The organism is Lysinibacillus sp. FSL P2-0066 (assembly GCF_037969495.1).
GTDB classification, from domain to species: Bacteria; Bacillota; Bacilli; order Bacillales_A; family Planococcaceae; genus Lysinibacillus; species Lysinibacillus boronitolerans.
In genome coordinates, this window is the sequence record NZ_CP150202.1 from 1,204,804 (window position 1) to 1,223,074 (window position 18,271).

The 18,271-nt window shown below is 36.8% G+C and carries 16 protein-coding genes; 11 read left to right on the forward strand and 5 right to left on the reverse strand.

What is annotated here, in order from left to right; genetic code table 11:
• Positions 1-33 precede the first annotated feature (33 nt).
• Positions 34-1,368, forward strand: coding sequence for a type I glutamate--ammonia ligase (gene glnA, locus MKZ14_RS05695; RefSeq protein WP_036080236.1), 1,335 nt, complete (start codon positions 34-36; stop codon positions 1,366-1,368).
• A gap of 98 nt (positions 1,369-1,466) precedes the next feature.
• On the opposite strand, the gene MKZ14_RS05700 is transcribed toward glnA, so the two are convergent.
• Complete coding sequence (locus tag MKZ14_RS05700) at positions 1,467-1,772, reverse strand: CotD family spore coat protein (RefSeq protein WP_016991980.1); 306 nt, start codon at positions 1,770-1,772, stop codon at positions 1,467-1,469.
• Positions 1,773-2,279: 507 nt separating this feature from the next.
• Here MKZ14_RS05700 and MKZ14_RS05705 point away from each other — a divergent pair.
• Positions 2,280-3,131: an IucA/IucC family C-terminal-domain containing protein gene (locus tag MKZ14_RS05705; RefSeq protein WP_333006162.1), complete on the forward strand. Its 852-nt coding sequence runs from the start codon at positions 2,280-2,282 to the stop codon at positions 3,129-3,131.
• 61 nt (positions 3,132-3,192) lie between these two features.
• On the opposite strand, the gene MKZ14_RS05710 is transcribed toward MKZ14_RS05705, so the two are convergent.
• Positions 3,193-3,765 carry a TetR/AcrR family transcriptional regulator gene (locus tag MKZ14_RS05710; protein WP_333006161.1) on the reverse strand — a complete coding sequence of 191 codons (573 nt, stop codon included), beginning with the start codon at positions 3,763-3,765 and terminating at the stop codon, positions 3,193-3,195.
• 163 nt (positions 3,766-3,928) lie between these two features.
• On the opposite strand from MKZ14_RS05710, the gene MKZ14_RS05715 reads away from it, so the two are divergent.
• From MKZ14_RS05715 to MKZ14_RS05735, 5 genes are all read left to right on the forward strand, one after another.
• Positions 3,929-4,852 carry a DsbA family protein gene (locus MKZ14_RS05715; protein WP_312124605.1) on the forward strand — a complete coding sequence of 308 codons (924 nt, stop codon included), beginning with the start codon at positions 3,929-3,931 and terminating at the stop codon, positions 4,850-4,852.
• A gap of 14 nt (positions 4,853-4,866) precedes the next feature.
• Entirely contained in the window at positions 4,867-5,187 is a 321-nt protein-coding gene (locus tag MKZ14_RS05720) for a monooxygenase (RefSeq protein ID WP_312124606.1), read from the forward strand.
• A 374-nt stretch (positions 5,188-5,561) separates the two neighbouring features.
• Complete coding sequence (locus tag MKZ14_RS05725; RefSeq protein WP_312124608.1) at positions 5,562-6,917, forward strand: YjiH family protein; 1,356 nt, start codon at positions 5,562-5,564, stop codon at positions 6,915-6,917.
• A 350-nt stretch (positions 6,918-7,267) separates the two neighbouring features.
• The gene (locus MKZ14_RS05730; protein ID WP_333006160.1) at positions 7,268-7,519 is read left to right on the forward strand and encodes a phage holin; all 252 of its coding nucleotides are present in this window, start codon (positions 7,268-7,270) and stop codon (positions 7,517-7,519) included.
• A gap of 81 nt (positions 7,520-7,600) precedes the next feature.
• Positions 7,601-9,688, forward strand: a complete 2,088-nt coding sequence (locus MKZ14_RS05735) for a DUF2339 domain-containing protein (protein ID WP_333006159.1) — start codon at positions 7,601-7,603, stop codon at positions 9,686-9,688.
• 186 nt (positions 9,689-9,874) lie between these two features.
• On the opposite strand, the gene MKZ14_RS05740 is transcribed toward MKZ14_RS05735, so the two are convergent.
• From MKZ14_RS05740 to MKZ14_RS05750, 3 genes are read right to left on the reverse strand one after another with little or no spacing between them, the layout of a single operon-like run.
• Positions 9,875-11,542, reverse strand: a complete 1,668-nt coding sequence (locus MKZ14_RS05740; protein WP_333006158.1) for a pilus assembly PilX N-terminal domain-containing protein — start codon at positions 11,540-11,542, stop codon at positions 9,875-9,877.
• Entirely contained in the window at positions 11,535-11,981 is a 447-nt protein-coding gene (locus MKZ14_RS05745) for a prepilin-type N-terminal cleavage/methylation domain-containing protein (protein ID WP_333006157.1), read from the reverse strand. The genes MKZ14_RS05740 and MKZ14_RS05745 overlap by 8 nt, the downstream gene beginning before the upstream one ends.
• A complete protein-coding gene (locus MKZ14_RS05750; protein WP_333006156.1) occupies positions 11,962-12,444 on the reverse strand; it encodes a type II secretion system protein in 483 nt (160 codons plus the stop codon). The genes MKZ14_RS05745 and MKZ14_RS05750 overlap by 20 nt, the downstream gene beginning before the upstream one ends.
• A gap of 529 nt (positions 12,445-12,973) precedes the next feature.
• On the opposite strand from MKZ14_RS05750, the gene MKZ14_RS05755 reads away from it, so the two are divergent.
• The 4 genes from MKZ14_RS05755 to MKZ14_RS05770 are packed head-to-tail and all read left to right on the forward strand — an operon-like array spanning position 12,974 to position 18,252.
• Positions 12,974-14,305 (forward strand): G5 domain-containing protein, encoded by a 1,332-nt coding sequence (locus MKZ14_RS05755; RefSeq protein WP_333006155.1) that lies wholly within the window; start codon positions 12,974-12,976, stop codon positions 14,303-14,305.
• A gap of 23 nt (positions 14,306-14,328) precedes the next feature.
• A complete protein-coding gene (locus MKZ14_RS05760) occupies positions 14,329-15,993 on the forward strand; it encodes a GspE/PulE family protein (protein ID WP_258859611.1) in 1,665 nt (554 codons plus the stop codon).
• A 10-nt stretch (positions 15,994-16,003) separates the two neighbouring features.
• Positions 16,004-17,050, forward strand: a complete 1,047-nt coding sequence (locus MKZ14_RS05765; protein ID WP_016991992.1) for a type IV pilus twitching motility protein PilT — start codon at positions 16,004-16,006, stop codon at positions 17,048-17,050.
• Entirely contained in the window at positions 17,047-18,252 is a 1,206-nt protein-coding gene (locus MKZ14_RS05770) for a type II secretion system F family protein (protein ID WP_036080216.1), read from the forward strand. The genes MKZ14_RS05765 and MKZ14_RS05770 overlap by 4 nt, the downstream gene beginning before the upstream one ends.
• Positions 18,253-18,271 lie beyond the last annotated feature (19 nt).

The following is an 18,271-nucleotide window of genomic DNA, read 5'->3' on the forward strand; positions in this document are numbered from 1 at the left end:
AAAGCTAGACAAATTATAGGAGTGTGGAAAACTGTGGGTAAATACACAAAAGAGGACATTAAACGTCTCATCGAAGAAAAAAACGTAAGCTTTATTCGTTTACAATTTACAGATATTCTTGGCACAATCAAAAATGTTGAGATTCCTGTAAGTCAATTAGACAAAGCACTTGAAAATAAAATGATGTTTGATGGCTCATCTATTGAAGGCTTCGTTCGAATCGAAGAATCTGATATGTATTTATATCCTGATCTTGATACTTTCGTAGTTTTCCCTTGGACTTCTGAAAAAGGGAAAGTAGCACGTTTTATCTGTGATGTATACACTGCGAAAGGCGAACCGTTTGCTGGTGACCCACGTAACAACCTAAAACGTATTCTTAGAAAAATGGAAGAAATGGGCTTCTCAAGCTTCAATTTAGGGCCTGAGCCAGAATTCTTCTTATTCAAATTGGATGCAAAAGGAGAGCCAACGTTAGAAGTAAATGACCATGGTGGTTATTTCGACTTAGCGCCAACAGATCTTGGTGAAAACTGCCGTCGTGATATCGTATTAGAGCTAGAAGAAATGGGCTTTGAAATTGAAGCATCACACCATGAGGTAGCTCCAGGACAACACGAAATCGACTTTAAATATGCTGATGCTGTTACTGCGTGTGATAACATCCAAACATTCAAATTAGTGGTTAAAACAATCGCTCGTAAACATGGCTTACACGCTACATTTATGCCTAAACCACTATTTGGTGAAGCAGGCTCTGGTATGCACTTTAACGTGTCACTATTTAAAGGCAAAGAAAATGCGTTCTATGATGAATCTACAGAATTAGGTCTTTCTGACACAGCTATGCAATTCATGGCAGGTGTTCTTGCACACGTACAAGGTTTCACAGCTGTAACAAACCCAACAGTTAACTCTTATAAACGTCTAGTACCAGGTTACGAAGCACCATGTTATGTTGCATGGTCTGCACAAAACCGTTCACCATTAATTCGTATACCATCTGCACGTGGACTTTCAACTCGTGTTGAAGTACGCTCTGTAGACCCTTCTGCAAACCCATATTTAGCGATGGCTGTTATTTTAGAAGCAGGTCTTGAAGGTATTCGTCAAGGCCTAACACCACCTGCTGCTATTAACCGCAACATCTATGTGATGTCGGAAGAAGAGCGTCAAGCAAATGGTATTGAAAACCTACCTGCTGCACTTGATGATGCATTAACATTACTTGCTAAAGATAAAGTAGCACAGGAAGCATTAGGTGAGCATATTTATGCAAACTTTAAAGAAGCAAAAGAAATCGAGTTCGATATGTATCGTACAACAGTACATCAATGGGAACGCGATCAATATTTAAAAATGTATTAATCATAAAGATACCGAGTGCCTGATAAAAGGTACTCGGTTTTTTTATGAATATATTAGGAACGATGGGGTCATATGACAACCCCATCGTTATTTTAGTATTAGCGCATATGTTTATGATGGTGTGGCATATGGCAAGGGTTAGGTGGCATACCGCACATAGTATGTGTTTCACAGCATTCATTTACGACAGATTCTGTGCATGGGAAATAGTACTGATGATCAATCATATGTTTGTTCACTGTAGTGACATGTGCAGGTTGTACGTGTGGAACAACTGTATGGATATAATTTGTGCGTACATATTGCTCTGGTGGTAAAAATTGTGGTGGATCATATTGCATTGGCATCATTTGTGGTGGACAGCAGTGTGGACCCTTTGCCGGATGGCGTCTTCGTTGAAACATGTTATTACCTCCTGTTTTGATAAGTTGTGGTTCATTATTAAGATATGAGATATACGTTGATAGGGTCTATTTATTTGCCTATTAGTGCATAGGTAAATCTAACAGGTAACTAAAATAGTAGAAAATCGATCATCAACTTGCCTACGTCTTTGAGTGAAATGGAAGCATGACAAATTGTTGAAAAAAGATGATATCAACGACAGAAAAAGCAATTTTGCAGGGCGAAGGGGTGACTTCCGTTTCAACACCATCCATAAGTTTAAAAATAATTTCTTATAAAAGTATGTTTTTTAAAATTAAATATTGTCAATAAAACAATCGTAAAGTATACTTTTTAATTAATAATGATTATCGTTATCGATTATTTCTTGCTTATTTTAGGGGATTTGAAAAACACGATTTAAACTTAGCCTGTCGCTATGCCTATCATATTGGGACGGTGCTTATAAACAGGTTATGCCCAAGACAAGCGGTGACAGCTGAGATATGGTCCAGGCTGTTTTTCGCATGGACTATACCATTAAAGACCCGCTATTTGGTACGCCAGGCAAGGGGCGAACAGTTCAAACAATGGAATTTGAGGGAGGTAGGAATCAGTTGAGTCTAACACTGTCAGCAGAAGAATCATCAGTGCTACTAAGAGACTATCGATTGACGATAGAACCAGCAGTGGATGCTACTTACTCTTTATATGCCAAAGATTTATTGGACAATGCTCAAGCTCTAGATTATTTACAAAAAATTGCCCATTTCTTTCAATCGCCCTCTATCCTAGTTACGGCATCATTATTTGCGAAGCGCTATAGCGTCTTAACGATGGCTTCAGCATTCTATGCTATGTCCAGATACGATAAAGGACTACATTGCAGAATTGAAAATTTGTGGGTAGAAGCGGAATATACAAAACCTTGGCTTCCTACTATTCGGCTAATCGATCGCACAGTATCGATACCTACTAAAGACCGTGAAAAATGGCGTGATGAGATTCTTAGAGAAATCTTTGCGAATAATTTAGCGAAAGTTTGGCAGTCATTAGGGAAAATAAGTAAAATTCCAAAAGCAATCTTATGGGAAAACACAGCTATTTATGTGAATTGGCTCTATGAAACGAAATTAGGGGAAGGGGCCAGTGTGCAAGAAAAGGCTCGTATACAAGAGGATTATCACTATATTGTAAACCTAGCACCAGGCTCCATTTTTGGTGAAAGGAAAAATCCTTTGACGGACTATTGTGGACCTAAAGTGACAATTAAGGAATCGGAGCAACCTGTTCGCTTAAGAAAAACATGTTGTTTCTATTATCATACCTCTGATGAAGCAAATGATTATTGTATCTCTTGTCCAAAAATAAAAAGATGACCATAACAACAAAATTTCTTCCACCAAAAGTGAGTAAACACTTAAATGATTTCATAAGTGTTTACTCATTTTTATGTTGACCATCAATACCTGCCAATAAATGAGGAATAACAGGTTTGATAAACTCCTCGGGCTGCATCTCCTGATTGCTAGTTCTCCATTCTATAGAAGCGCCATAGATTCCCCAGCTTAATATTACAGCAGTCATTTTTAGCGCTTCGTTCTCTGACGCTGCATTTTGTTTCACTAACATTTTATAAAAGATAATTTCAAGCTGCTCTCTAATAATACGAGCAATTGTCTCTTCATAGCCTCTATGACAACGATTAGACAATGACTTTTGAAAATTAGTTATCGCTTTAAAGAGAATTAGGAAAGCTCCTTCATTTAGTTCGTTATGCTGTAGAAAGTCATCATTCAAATTAATTAATAATACTTCTGATAGGACCTTCTCTAACAAATCATATATATCTTCAAAGTGATAATAAAAAGTCGCACGATTAATCATGGCCTCTGTCGTAATATCCTTAACCGTTATATCCTTAAATTCTTTTTTACTAGAAAGTGCAATGAAAGCATCCATGATTAATTTACGAGTCCGTATAACACGAAGATCTGTCTTAGATGAGGTCAATACTTACACTCCTTTTTAAACAATTTCTTAAAAGTGTTGTATAAACAACAATTCAAATAGATTATTGGTTTATTGATGATTTTATTATGAATAAAATACAGCTGTAAGGCAAATAAGAGAGTTATATACTTATTCTTAAAAAGTAAGAAAAGGGGATAGTCAATTGAAGAATCATCCAATGCTTTGTGATTTAGAGACAGGTATATGTGGAGTAGCTGACGAGGATGAATTGGGGATGATTGATTTTAATCAACCAAAGAAATCCATTGAAGTATACTATGTAACTGATCCAATATGTTCTCATTGTTGGGCACTCGAACCCGTTCTTCGACGTTTTATCGAGCAGTATGGACACTATTTTAACTTTCATACGATTATGGGAGGGCTACTAGAAAAATGGGGTGATGGTCCAGTAGACCCTGCAAATGGAATATCAGGACCTGCGGATGTTGTAGGACACTGGAGAGAAGTTGGAGAATATTATCGTATGCCAATAGATGGAACAGTGATGATGAATAATCCAGTGCAATCATCCTATCCACCATCTCGTGTATTTAAAGTAATTCAAAAAAATCATCATGATGCTAGAGCATTTGAATATTTGCGTCGAGCAAGAGAAGCGCTATTTGTATTTAATCAAAATATCGCTGATAAATCCGTTATGATTGACATTGTAAACAAATTGGGGCTTGATGGAGCGGCTATTGTAAGCGAATCAGAACAAACAAACGGGCAACAGTTATTAAATGAAGATTTTGACCTTGCAAGAAATTTAGGCGTAAGAGGATTTCCAACTATTATTATGATGAATGAGGATAATAAAGGGTTGAAAATTGTTGGTGGGCGTCCATTTGTAAACTATGTGGAAGGACTAAAACAGGTTCTCAATTTTGAAGAGCTGCAACCAAAACAACAGCCATCTCTTTTAAGCTTGCTTGAAAAAGAAAAGCTTCTATTTTCGAAAGAAATGGAAGTCATGTATGATCTGGAAAAGTCAGAGGTTACATCTTATGTGAAAAAAGAGCTTTCCTCAGATCAATATGAAATGAAGGAAATACTCGGTGAATGTTATATTACTACTAAATAATGAGGAGAAGGGCAATGACATACGTATTACAGGTAGATTTTAAAATGGATGGACCATTTGGTGATGAGATGGCAGGAGCGTTTTCTGATTTAGCAAAAAGTATTCAGGAAGAGGAAGGACTTTTGTGGAAAATTTGGACAGAGAGCCCTGAAACAAATGAAGCAGGCGGAATCTATCTATTCGAATCAAAACGCACAGCTGACCAATATATAGAAATGCATTCAAAGAGGCTAGCTGAATTTGGAATCACTACTATCAACGCAAAAATCTTTGCTATCAATTCAAAACTGACTGAAATCACGAAAGGTCCAGTAAAACAACTAAATAATCGCTGAAGCATAATAGAATTACCCGCTAATTCAAGGAGTCTAATTTCTAATTTAGGAGTTAGGCTTTTTATATATTTATGGATGTATAAATATTCAGAATATTGTGAGGTTGAACCAAATGTATTGTAGAGTTTACAATAGTTTTATAACAGGTTTATGTTATAAAAACATGAATAATTTGAGTGTTTTTCTGTTTAATGCTCAAACTTCAAAGTTTTTAAAAACGTTCTATAACAGAGGGAGGGATGAGATATTGAATGAAAACTACATAGTAGTACAGCGATTGATAAATAAATGCTTTAAATAAACACTATTTTAATTGTTGGAATGCAAAATACATAAATTATTGAGATTAAAAGAGATGAGGTCTTATAAAAAAAATGAAAAAGTATTCTGTTGCTACATATTTTTACTTTATTATTCCGTCTTTAATTGGTATCTTTCTATTTATGACCCCCATTTTAACGGAAGAGGGCTGGAAAGTACCCATTGCCATATTAGCTAATGTTTTAGCAGGTATTGTGGCTCCAGTCATTAGTTATTTTACAATTATAATGTTTTCAATCTCCGCAATTGGTGCACTTATAGCGAAATTTATACCTCGTAAAAATGCTAAAGAACCACGTATTTTAGATACATTGTTTTATGTGAATTGGTTTTGGACAATTACGCGTTTTATCGGTTTAGCCTTTGCTTCAATGGTGGTCTTCAATTTTGGACCTTCTGCCATCAATAATGAAAATACTGGTGGACTCCTCATGGATCCAAATGAGGGACTTGTGACGTTTTTATTTACCATTTTTTTGTTTGCGGGTTTCCTTTTACCATTTTTAACAAACTTCGGCTTACTTGAATTTTTCGGGACAATGATGGTGAAAATTATGCGGCCACTATTTAAAAGTCCAGGGCGTTCTTCAATCGATGCTCTTACGTCATGGGTTGGTGATGGCACAATAGGTGTGTTAATGACCAGTAAACAATATGAGATGGGGAACTACACAAAAAAAGAAGCCGCGATTATTGCCACAAGTTTCTCAGTAGTGTCCATCACATTCTGTATCGTTGTATTGGATACTGTCCATTTGGCACGCTATTTTATTCCTTATTATTTGACAGTAGTACTTTGTGGAATTGTATTAGCCATTATTATGCCTCGAATCTATCCACTTGCGAAAAAGGAGGATACGTATATAGATGGGACACCAGTAGATTATTCACGTGAGAAATTACCTGAGGGCTATAATTCTGTCTCACATGGCTTAGAAAATGCGCTTGCTGTTGCGCATGCAAATCGTGATCCTCGACAATTTTTCAAAGACGGCTCTAGAAATGTAATTGATTTATGGGTGGGTGTGGCCCCTATCGTTATGGCTTTTGGGACAATTGCCTTAATGCTTGCTGAATTTACAAGTATTTTTGCGATTTTAGGAAAACCGTTCGAGCCAATTTTAACCGTCCTTGGCTTACCTGAAGCGGCTGAAGCAGCACAAACAATGGTCGTAGGCTTTGCCGATATGTTTCTACCTTCTATTTTAGGTGCAGGGATTGAATCGGATGTTACTAGATTTGTTATTGCCGTTGTTTCTGTGTCACAGCTTATCTATATGTCTGAGGTAGGTGGACTTATTTTAGGTACAAAAATTCCATTGAAGTTTTTGGATTTAGTCGTCTTATTTATCCTACGTACGCTTATTTCTCTTCCAATTGCCGCATTGGTTGGTCATCTACTCTTCTAACTAAAATGCCAAGTCTTAAAGGGACTTGGCATTTTTCATGTTGTTAAAAAAAGTAATATCAACGGTAGAAAATTTTTTGACACCATAAAAAATGGGAAGGTAGCTGGTATTGGTAGGGACGTTTCACTTACTCCTTTTCCATTATTCTTGGCGAAATCGAGGCAACCTTACAAAATATATGAATATGTTACTCATGATAAACCTCCCCATGCCTTCTATTTTTTGAAAATAGCTTGCATCGCAAAATATTATCAAAAAATCCTAGTAACTTGGCAAGAGTTCCATTTTTGCATATGTGTCACATAACCACTATGCATATACTGTGGCAAGAGGGAGGGAGGTGAGCTTTTATGAGAATTAATTGGAAGGTTCGTCTTCAACATATTCCATTTATACTAGGGCTATTTTCATTGTTGCTCTTACTCGCACAACAAGTGGCTGCAATTTTTGGCTATGATTTTACAGGTGTGATGAGTGAGCAAATGTCATCTATATTAAATACAGTCTTATCCATTCTTGTGTTAATGGGGGTCATTGTTGATCCAACCACACGGGGCACCAGTGATAGTGAACGTGCCTTAATGTATCGGAGACCGAGATAAAATAAACAAAAAGTGTAATTTTACAATAAGGATAAATATGTTATAATGTTAGAAAATTGATAAAGTGGGGAGGATGATTGAATGTCCCTTGAATTGGAGCGCAGAATTGCGAAGCTCGAGGAGGAAATGGCAGATTTACGTCAGGAGTTGTCAGTATTAAAAGGTTCGCAAAGCACTGAAAAAATGAATACTCTTGATGCCAGACAGTCGATGATCAAGCAATCAGAACCAATTAAACCAAAACCAGTACTGGAGTCGAAGCCTATCCCGACTAAAGTAGCGGAAAGAGAAGTGCAACCACAGCCATCGATGGAGGAACGTGTTATGTGGGCACTTCCAAAAGTATTCATGGTTATTTTAGTAATGGGCGTACTTTGGGGTCTAAAACTTGTCAGTGACTATGGCTATTTATCGGATGGCGTGAAAATCATCCTTGCCTATGTACTATCGGTGGGATTGGCGGTTATTGCCTATGGACTAGAGCGTAGGAAAGTAGACTCATCGGCTATAACGATTTCTTTATATGGTGGGGCATTTATTGTCGGTATTTTAACAACCGCAGCGAGTGCCATATTATATGAAATCATTGGTCTTATTCTAGCACTAGGCATTACGCTGCTTTATATTGGCTATGGTATTGCCATTAGCTATTTAAAGAAAAATGAAGCACTAACTGTTTTTGTTGCCTTTACATCATTATTACTACCTTACTTACTAGAATATATGGATTTTAGTGCTGTCATTATTTTATTATTTGTGGTCGTATTGTTTGCTGCATTGCAATTAGTTATTTACCAGCACAAGCAAAAGCTAGCCCTTTATATTGCCACATTCTTTTCAGTGCTAGCAGTGAGTGTTGTAGCATTTATGAATAGTGATCAGCAAGTTGTTTTTGCACTTGGCTTACTTGTGATTCTAGCAATCTTTTATGCTATATGGTGTTTACTCTATAACGCTCAATCCAAATGGAAGCCACTTCACATCGGACTCCAATTTTCTTTAGGCTCATTTAGTTTATTACTGCTGAACCTGATTATCCGTTCTCTTGAGAATGGGGAAATGCTACTTCTTATCTTAATGGTTTTATTGGGCGCTCTAGCGTTTTATAGCTATCGTCAAAAATGGCAGGAGGTAGTGGATAGTGCTGTGACACTCGTGTTTATCACCTTCTGTAATATGATACTGCTATTGAATATTCCGAATAAAGTGGATGATTTATTGTATCCTTTGATTGCATTTACAGGCGTGATGATGAGCTTACGAATACGTGCAAGTATAATGAAGGTTGTTACTTCACTTTCCCTTGTGATGACATTTACACTAAACTTTGTTTTCCATGAACCAAGTCCATTTTTCAGTATCGATCATTTAAGCTTATTTATGCCAGTCATCTATTTCATCATTATTTACTTATATGCAAGACGTCCAAAAGAGACACTCACACCTTTTGAAAAGGTCATGAAGGATTTATATGTAATCGATATTTTAGTAGTGGTCACAGCTGGCTATTTCTTAGCCTATATTGGCAAGCTAGATACCGTATATTTTGCAGCAACAAATGGCATGCCATATATGATGTGTATCGCATTAGCTGCCTTATTTACTGGCTCTCTATTTGTAGAGGAAACTTACAAAGGACGCGCTTTAACGCCAGTACTTGGCGCATTTTTCCTACTAGTCTCCTTGATGATCAGCACTAGAGTGTCAATGTTGGAAAGCTTAAACAGTATTACAAGATTAATTTATATAGCAGTGATTGTAGCGATTGTCGCGGATGTGCTTGTAAAAGGAATTATTTATCGATTGTACGAGGAGCGTCTAGGGAAATATGTAGACGTCATTGTAAGCGGTGGTATCGTGCTCACGATGATTTCCATATGGGGGCTAATCCATCAGTTCACATATAACAACGCCCTCGATTGGAAGCTGAGCATCGCCCTTACAACTATTACATTATTCTTAACATCCAGTGTTTCACTATGGATTAGTTCCACACATCATTTAAAAACATTGCGCACAACAGGCTTTATTATTTTAGTTATCGCATTTATTAAGCTCATTTTCTTTGACTTATCTGCCCTTGATTTATTAATTAGAGCTGTTCTATTTATTACCATTGGTGGTATTGGGATGCTGTTGTCGGGTAGGTTGTTGAGGAAAAAGGAATAAAATAAATGGATATGGATGTCAGTAAAAGGTAGTCATTAAATACAAAATACCAAAGCGTATACCTTTTATTGTAACGATGTGAAATGGAAAGATGATAAAACAGCCAAATGAGAGTTGAATTTCTCATTGGCTGTTTTATTTGTTTAGAAAATCATTAGGTCTCGCATTGTTTATTTCTTTGTATTATTAATTTTCTATAATAGAGCCTTCTTTAAGAGGTAATCGTCCTCCATCAGGATTAGGTAATTCTTCGAAATCATCCGATGGCACTACACCTGGAGGAAGGGGAGGTAAATTAGAACCTTTGTAAATTCTACCATTCCCAGTGAAATTTATAGAGTCAGCTACAACTGAACCTCTAATAGAAGCGCTACCATCTATAATTAACTCTGCATTAGGTGCAATAACATATTGACCTGTAGTAGGTGTACTACCAGAAACAGTAATTTTACTTCCTCCAGAAATAATATTACCATATACTTTAGAGTCCCCACCCAATGACATATTAGCACTTTGGTTAAATAACGTTGCATAAAATGGTGTAGAACCATTTAAGATGAATTGTGATGAGCCTACGTAATAGAAGTTTACTTTTGAAGGGTCACTAGTATTTTGATTGAAACCTTTATTACTATCAGAGTTAAGTGCAGTGAATTTTTTAACATATAAATTTAATTTTCCAGCACCTGTGACATTTATTGTTCCGTAATTCATATCAAAATCATCTACTAATAAATTTACTTCACTGTCTACGTTAATAGTAATTGTTCGATTGGAAGTAATTCTAATTTTAGATAGATGTGTATCTGATGTTAAATTGAATGTTGCATTATTTTTCAAATCGCCATTAGGATTTTCAGTTGATAATAGACCATTAGAAACTAGATCTACTTTATTAGGTAATGTATACTTTGGTAATAATGGAAGTATTGATAACTGGTTTAATTTATCCGTTGTACTTTTCCAAAAATCATTCGGTAAAAAGCTTTTTGGGTCAATGGCAAGGGGTGGTAATATTGTTTTAGGGTAATGCCATTCTTTCTTTTGTTGTTGATTTTTAGGGGTAATCGACTGTTTTGTACTATCCATATTTATATTTCCACCAGTTGAACCGTTTTCAGTAAGGATTTTACCTGAATAGTTATTAAAAATAACATTCCCATACCTTAAAGATGTATCTCCATGAATTTCACCACTACTATTAAATACAATATCTCCAGATGTCAGAACCGTATGATTTTCCCAACCACCAGGTACAGTAGGTGGAGTACCACTTCCGTCGCCATCTTCCTCCTCCACACCGTCACCTAAATTAATATATAGGGATGGTCTAAGTTTGATTTCTTGATCAACTACACGCTTCCTAGTGGAATCAATTATCCCAGATGAAATGATTTTGACTTTAAAATCTGCACTTGTCGGTTGTAGCTTAATAGAGGCTATTTTGCCTGGAGAGATAGTAAATGATGTGTCAGAAAAATAACCCTCATCAATTGCTTTATCAAATTCCTTTTTTAGAACAACATCTACATAATGCTGCATTGCCACTTGCTTTGTTAGCTTTGGTAATTTATTAGCTTTACGATAAATATTTTGATCAGTAATCCAGTTCGTCATTTCTTGAATTGCGTCATCTTCAATTTTTCTTAATTTAAATTTTACTTCCTCTTTAGCTAAATTAACCCCAGCCTCAGCAATATAAAAGACAGCCTGATCTTTTCTCTCGTAATCTACTTGTTTTAGACTGTTAGAAGAGACACTGAGTAAAGAAATACCAAGGATTGAGATAATCACAACTAAAAATAACGCAAGCGCAAGCGCTGAACCTCGTTGATTTTTAATTTGTTTACTCATTAATTTCCTCTCCTTTCCTTTGAGTAATATCTGTTGTAACTGTTTGACCATCTTCGCTTATAATTACAATAGTGCCTCCGCGGATCGTAAATATGGAGATTCCAGATGCTATGACTTCTTCATTACCATTTGAATTTCGAATAATTTGGTTATTTTCTAATCTATAAGTTGATACAATTTCTTCACCTAACAGTAATGTGTGTAGTTCTGTCGGAGGGTCTGTTGTTTTAAGGACATCGCTCTTCCGAAAATCCTTCGTAATTACTTTTAAAGCAAAGGATATATCCTTAATATCACGATTATGTGTACTTTGCTCGAGTTGTTGCTTTGTAGCAGTTGTTACAATACTAATACTCAGCATGGATACGATGGCAAGAATAACAACGACTGTAAGCACTTCGAATAATGTAAGGCCTTTGCTATTTCGGAGCCATTTCATCTTTTGCACCCCCTAGTATATACACATTTTCCATAGTGGATTTGCTGTTTGTACTGTTTTCAATAACTTCTAGGTGCACATAAACCGCATTTTTATAAGTGTCATTTTCAGGAAATGTTTCTAATGTTAAATTGTAAGTAAAACGATCTTCTTCATGTGGTAGATATTTATACACTTGGTTAGTCGGTAGAGAAGACAAGGACGTTCCAGGGTTCTCTTCATCCAATGTATAGCCCCTTGCTAAATCATCATAAGAATCAGCCCCTCCAGACGAATTATAAATCTCCTCCATTTTTTTTTGTGCCGCATAAGTAGCATCCATAATATCATTTGACTTGTGCGTTGTTTTATTTGACTGAACGAGCAAGCCAAAAAATGAAATTAACACAATGCCTATTATTAAAAGGGCGGCAACAACTTCGATCAACGTCATGCCTTGATTGTTTTTAAAGTGTTTTATCAAATCAATTCCCTCCCTATACAACTATTGATATATCAATAGTTTGATCTGTTTTGAAAATCCGATTTTTGTATCTTTGCCCATTCATTTATAATGAGGACTTCTCAGAGCAATGATTTATCAGCCGTTTGAAGACTAATAAATCTTTCATGATTTGGTATTCATAAACATAGATTGCATACAAGGTGTGTAAAACCTCCTAAATATCATAATTGTTTTTAATGCTAAAGATATAGTTAACTTCAGTTTATTATAAAATAAAAATTTCCTAATATGTAAGTAAGTTCAAGAAGATAATGAATTATAATAGTTGATTAAGGCTATTATAACAAATTCTAAAAATGTATCGAAAGAAATTTAAGGTTATATATGGTTCTTTGTGACTAATCATTGAATTATTTTTGAATTTTCATATGAATTATCTAATCAAAATCAGAACAAAGTTGCATTTTGGTAGTGTCAGAATACCATAATTGTAGTATCATTTGTATATAAATAGAAAAACCACTAAGTTAAATAAAGGATGATGTGGATGAAAACATACATAAAAATAATTAGCTTGTTTTTGGTAATTGTTCTAATTGTGGGATTTTTTGTTCCGTCATTTGTGCTAAAAGACATAGTCTTCGCTAAAGAAGATCCCAAATCTTCAACCATTGGAGGGATGGAGATCAATGATGTGAAAACAGCAGATTTAGCAACTACGCTACAAAATGCAATTTCAGAATGGCAAGGCTCGGAAGTAGAAATTGTTAGTGATGGAATTTCAAAAACCATTGACCCGAAACAATTTAATTTTGATATAGCCACAGCGATTTCTCAGTTTGAAATGCTAACAAAAAAGCCATGGTATGCATTTTGGCGAAAAGAGAAAATTGTTCATATTCCCATTCCTATTACCGTTAATGAAGCGATTACACAGCAAATAGATGAAGCAGGTGTTTGGGATACAGATAAAACACTACAGAAATTAATCTTACAAGCCAGCTATTTGAAGGAGCATAAGGTTGAAGCCGTTATTAATGAAGATTTCATGCAAGCTGAGGAAAGGATTGCCTTTCAAATTGCCGAGCTACCAGCTAATAGTCAAGGAGTAGCGAAAATCATTCCGTTATTAAATGATGTAAATCTAGTTCCAAATCAATCCATCTCGTTGCTTACACTTTTAGGTGAACAGGCTGGGGTTGTCAATGATGCAGGTTTAGATTTTGTGGCATCAATGCTATATAGTGTAATTCTTCAAACGGATTACGAAATTCTTGAAAGACATTCGCAGGAAGTAAATCCAAGCTATTTACAGCAGGGGATTGAGGCAGATATCAATGCAGCATTAGCAAAGGACTTACAATTTATTAATCGGTCTGAACAGCTCGGTAAACTGAAAGCATCTATAGAGGGTAATCAATTAAAGATAGAAGTTTTTGCAGCCGCGAAAAACAAGAACATAACAGTACGTGTTAGCAAGGATAAAATTGTGAAACCACGCATTATTTATCGCTATTCGGAGGATTTAAAGGCTGGACAAGAACGAGTAGAGCAAGAGGGTAAAGAGGGTTCAAGAGTCGAGGTTTATCGTTCTATTGTAGAGAACGGAGCAACAGAAGAACAATTCATCAGTAGGGATTATTATGCACCTCAAAATCGAATTGTTACGCGTTCTTCGCAGGCGCCCGTTACGATCACAACACCTACTCAAAATGTAGGCGCAGGTGCATCTGATCCTGATTTAGAAGTGGATTTAGATGGCAATGGCTTGCCTGACGTGAAACCTTCAACACCAGAGGAAACAAAGCAAGAAGATGGACCAGAAATTGTCTATGGCTACTATGACAAGGGTGGTAACTTTGTACAAACAAGTCCATAACGATTGGAGGTATGTTTATGGCAATGAAGCCAGGGCGTAAACGTTTAGGGGATTTACTGGTGGAATCAGGTGTTATCACTGCTGACCAGCTCGAGTACGCATTAACTACTAAGATGAAAAATGAGAAGCTTGGAGATTTCCTTATTAAAGAAAATTTCCTAACAGAGCAGCAGCTTATTGAGGTTTTAGAATTCCAGCTTGGTATCCCTCATATCAGCCTGAACCAGTTTTCAATTAGTCCCGAATTATTACAGCTTATTCCCGCGGAGCTGGCGAAGCGGACAAATATTATGCCGATTCGTAAAGAAAAAAATAAATTGTTTATTGCAATGGAAGATCCCATGGATTATTTCGCCATTGAGGAAGTTCGTATGACGACAGGCTGTCAAATCGAGACAAGTATTGCAGCAAAAGATGATTTATATCGGACGATAACAAAGTACTATGATTTACAGGAATCAATGGATGCGGCAATGTTGGATTTGGCTGCGACTAGTACGGAAACACAAGAGGAAATCGAGAATGAGGATTCACCTATTGTTCGTTTAGTGAATCAAATCATAGCCAATGGTGTCGCACAGCGCGCAAGTGATATCCATTTTGATCCACAAGAAACAGAACTACGTGTCCGTTATCGAGTTGATGGTGTGCTACGTACTGAGCGATCCTTGCCAAAGCACATGCAAAATGTCGTATTGGCTCGTATTAAAATTATGGGTAATTTAAATATTACAGAAAATCGTATTCCACAAGACGGACGTATTAAAACCAATGTTAATTTTAGACCTGTCGATATCCGTTTAGCTACCCTACCAACAGTCTATGGTGAAAAGGTAGTAATGCGTATTTTAGATTTAACCAATTCAGCCAATGATATTGATAAATTAGGCTTTAGTGCAAGTAATGAAGCACTTTTCAGGAAAATGATAGCCCATCCAAACGGTATGATGCTGATTACTGGTCCAACAGGCTCAGGTAAGTCCTCTACGTTATATGCAGCACTTTCTCATTTAAATGAAGAAGGCGTCAATATTATTACGGTTGAGGACCCTGTGGAATATCAGTTAGATGGTATCAACCAGATCCAAGTAAAAGAAGAAGTTGGTTTAACATTCGCGGTAGGGTTACGATCGATTTTACGACAGGATCCTGACATTGTGATGGTAGGGGAAATTCGTGATCTTGAAACAGCTCAAATTGCTATACGTGCTTCACTAACAGGCCATTTAGTATTAAGTACACTACATACTAATAGTGCCATCGAATCTATTTCAAGACTACATGACATGGGAATCGAGCCATTTCTATTATCCTCCTCCCTTGTAGGAATCATGGCGCAACGCCTTGTACGTAAAGTTTGTCGTGATTGTGCTGAACCATATATATTTACTACTCGTGAGCTTGAAATACTTGAGGACAATGGGGTTGAAGGCGTAACACATGGTAAAAAAGGGCGTGGGTGTCCTGCCTGCAATCATACAGGCTACAGAGGACGTATGGCGATTCATGAAATCCTCCCTGTTGATCGCCAAATAAAGGATATGATTTTAAATCGTGTTGGTGATCGCGTCCTCCGTGATTATATGAAAGAAAAGGGTTACCATACCCTATTAGTGGATGGATTACAAAAGGTTGTAGCAGGCCAAACAACCACATCAGAAATATTACGTGTTGCAAGTGCAGACTAGGGGTGAAAAAATGACAGCATATTCAATCGTCGAATTATTAACACGTGCATTTGAAGAGAAAGCATCTGATCTTCATTTAACAAAAGGTATTCCACCGGTATATCGTATCCATGGGCAACTGGAGCATTATGGCACAGTCCCACTTGAAACAGAGGATTTAAAGGAAATGGTAAAGGTCATTCTTCCTGTCCATAAACAACAGGAATTTGAGGACAAGGGAGAAACGGACTTTAACTTTTCATTGCCTGGGAAATGTCGATTCCGTGTCAATGCTTACCATCAACGAAATGAAGTAACGATTGCAGCTCGTTTAATTGAGGCTAAAATTCCTTCTATTGAAGCGCTCAATATGCCACAGGTGTTATATAAGCTTGCAGAAAAACCACAAGGCTTAATATTAGTGACAGGCCCAACAGGCTCAGGGAAATCAACTACCTTAGCAGCAATGATAGATCATATCAATGAAACAAGATCTAAGCATATTATTACGTTAGAGGATCCAATTGAATATTTGCATACACATAAGAAGTCTGTCATCAACCAACGTGAGATTGGTGTCGATACAATGAGCTTTGCCAATGGCTTACGAGCATCATTACGACAGGACCCAGATATTATTTTGGTTGGGGAGATGCGAGATTATGAAACCATTTCAACGGCTATTACAGCTGCTGAAACAGGGCATTTAGTCATGGCTACACTTCATACAAGTAGTGCACCAACGACCATCGACCGTATTATCGATGTATTTCCACCGCATCAGCAGAGTCAAATTCGTGTGCAGCTTGCGAATGTACTACAAGGTATTGTTTCTCAGCGTTTATTTGTACGTAAGGATGTAAAAGGGCGTATTGCTGCGACAGAAATTTTAGTACAGGCACCTGCAATTTCAAATTTAATTCGTAACGAAAAAATTCATCAAATTCCAAGTGTGATGCAGACAAGTAAAGCTTTGGGTATGCACACATTGGAATATTCGATGCAGCACCTAATTACGACAGGTAAGATTTCACTAGAGGATGCAAGACCATATATGAACGCTGGTGATTATAGTTGACGATATTTCGTTATAGTGGTCGTACCAAAACAGGAGCACCTAAAAAGGGTATTATCGAGGCACCGAATAAAAAGGTGGCCATGGAAAAGCTTCGAGCACAAGGAATTAATGCAAGAGAACTTCAAGAATCAAATAGCATTTTACATAAAGATATTGCTTTTGGTACAAAAGTGAAGCACCAGGAATTCGTTATTTATTGTCGGCAATATGCGACATTAATTCGTGCTGGCGTTCCTGTCGTTGAAGCAACCCATATTTTGGGTGAGCAAACACGGAGTAAACCACTGAAGCGAGCATTGATGCAGGTTGAAGAGGATATTCGAAATGGGATGGCATTTTCAGATGCAGCAGGTAAACACCCAAAAGTGTTCCCATTGCTATTTGTCAATATGATGCGTGCTGGTGAGGCTACAGGAAACGTTGACGATACATTAGATCGTCTTGCAAGCACACTAGAGAAGCAATATAACATTAAGAAAAAAATTCAATCTGCTATGACCTATCCAGCGATTTTGTCGCTTTTAACTCTAGTGGTTGGTATGTTTTTAATGGTATTCATTGTGCCAACCTTTATGGATGCATTTAAGGAAATGAATTTGGAAATGCCGTTAATAACGGTCATTGTAGTGGGTATTAGTGATTGGCTCATACAGTTTTGGTACCTTGTGATTTTAGGGCTATTGGTATTAGTAGTGGGCCTACACTATTTCTATAAAAATAATAAAGAGTTTCATTATGCCGTCAATGTATTTCTACTTCGCATGCCTATCTTTGGACAGCTGTTACAAAAGGATATTATCGCGAGAATGACAAGAACCTTGTCAACACTCTTTAGCAGCTCCGTACCAATCTTACAAGCCCTAACAATTGTCGAAAAGGTTGGTGGTAATCCGGTAATGGGTAAAGTAGTACTGGAAGCTCGCGATAATTTAGAAAAGGGTGGCACATTATCAGAGCCACTTGAAAAAAGCTGGCTATTTCCACCGCTTGTAACACAAATGACCTCAATTGGCGAGAAAACAGGGTCCTTGGATTACATGCTTGAAAAGATTGCTGATTTTTATGAAGAGGAAGTAAACCGTGCAGTCGATACCATGAAGTCACTAATTGAGCCTTTAATGATTGTGGTACTGGCTCTAGTTGTAGGAGTCATTGTAGCGGCTATATTCTTACCAATGTTCCAACTATATGAAAATATGTAATGTTTACAATATTTATGGA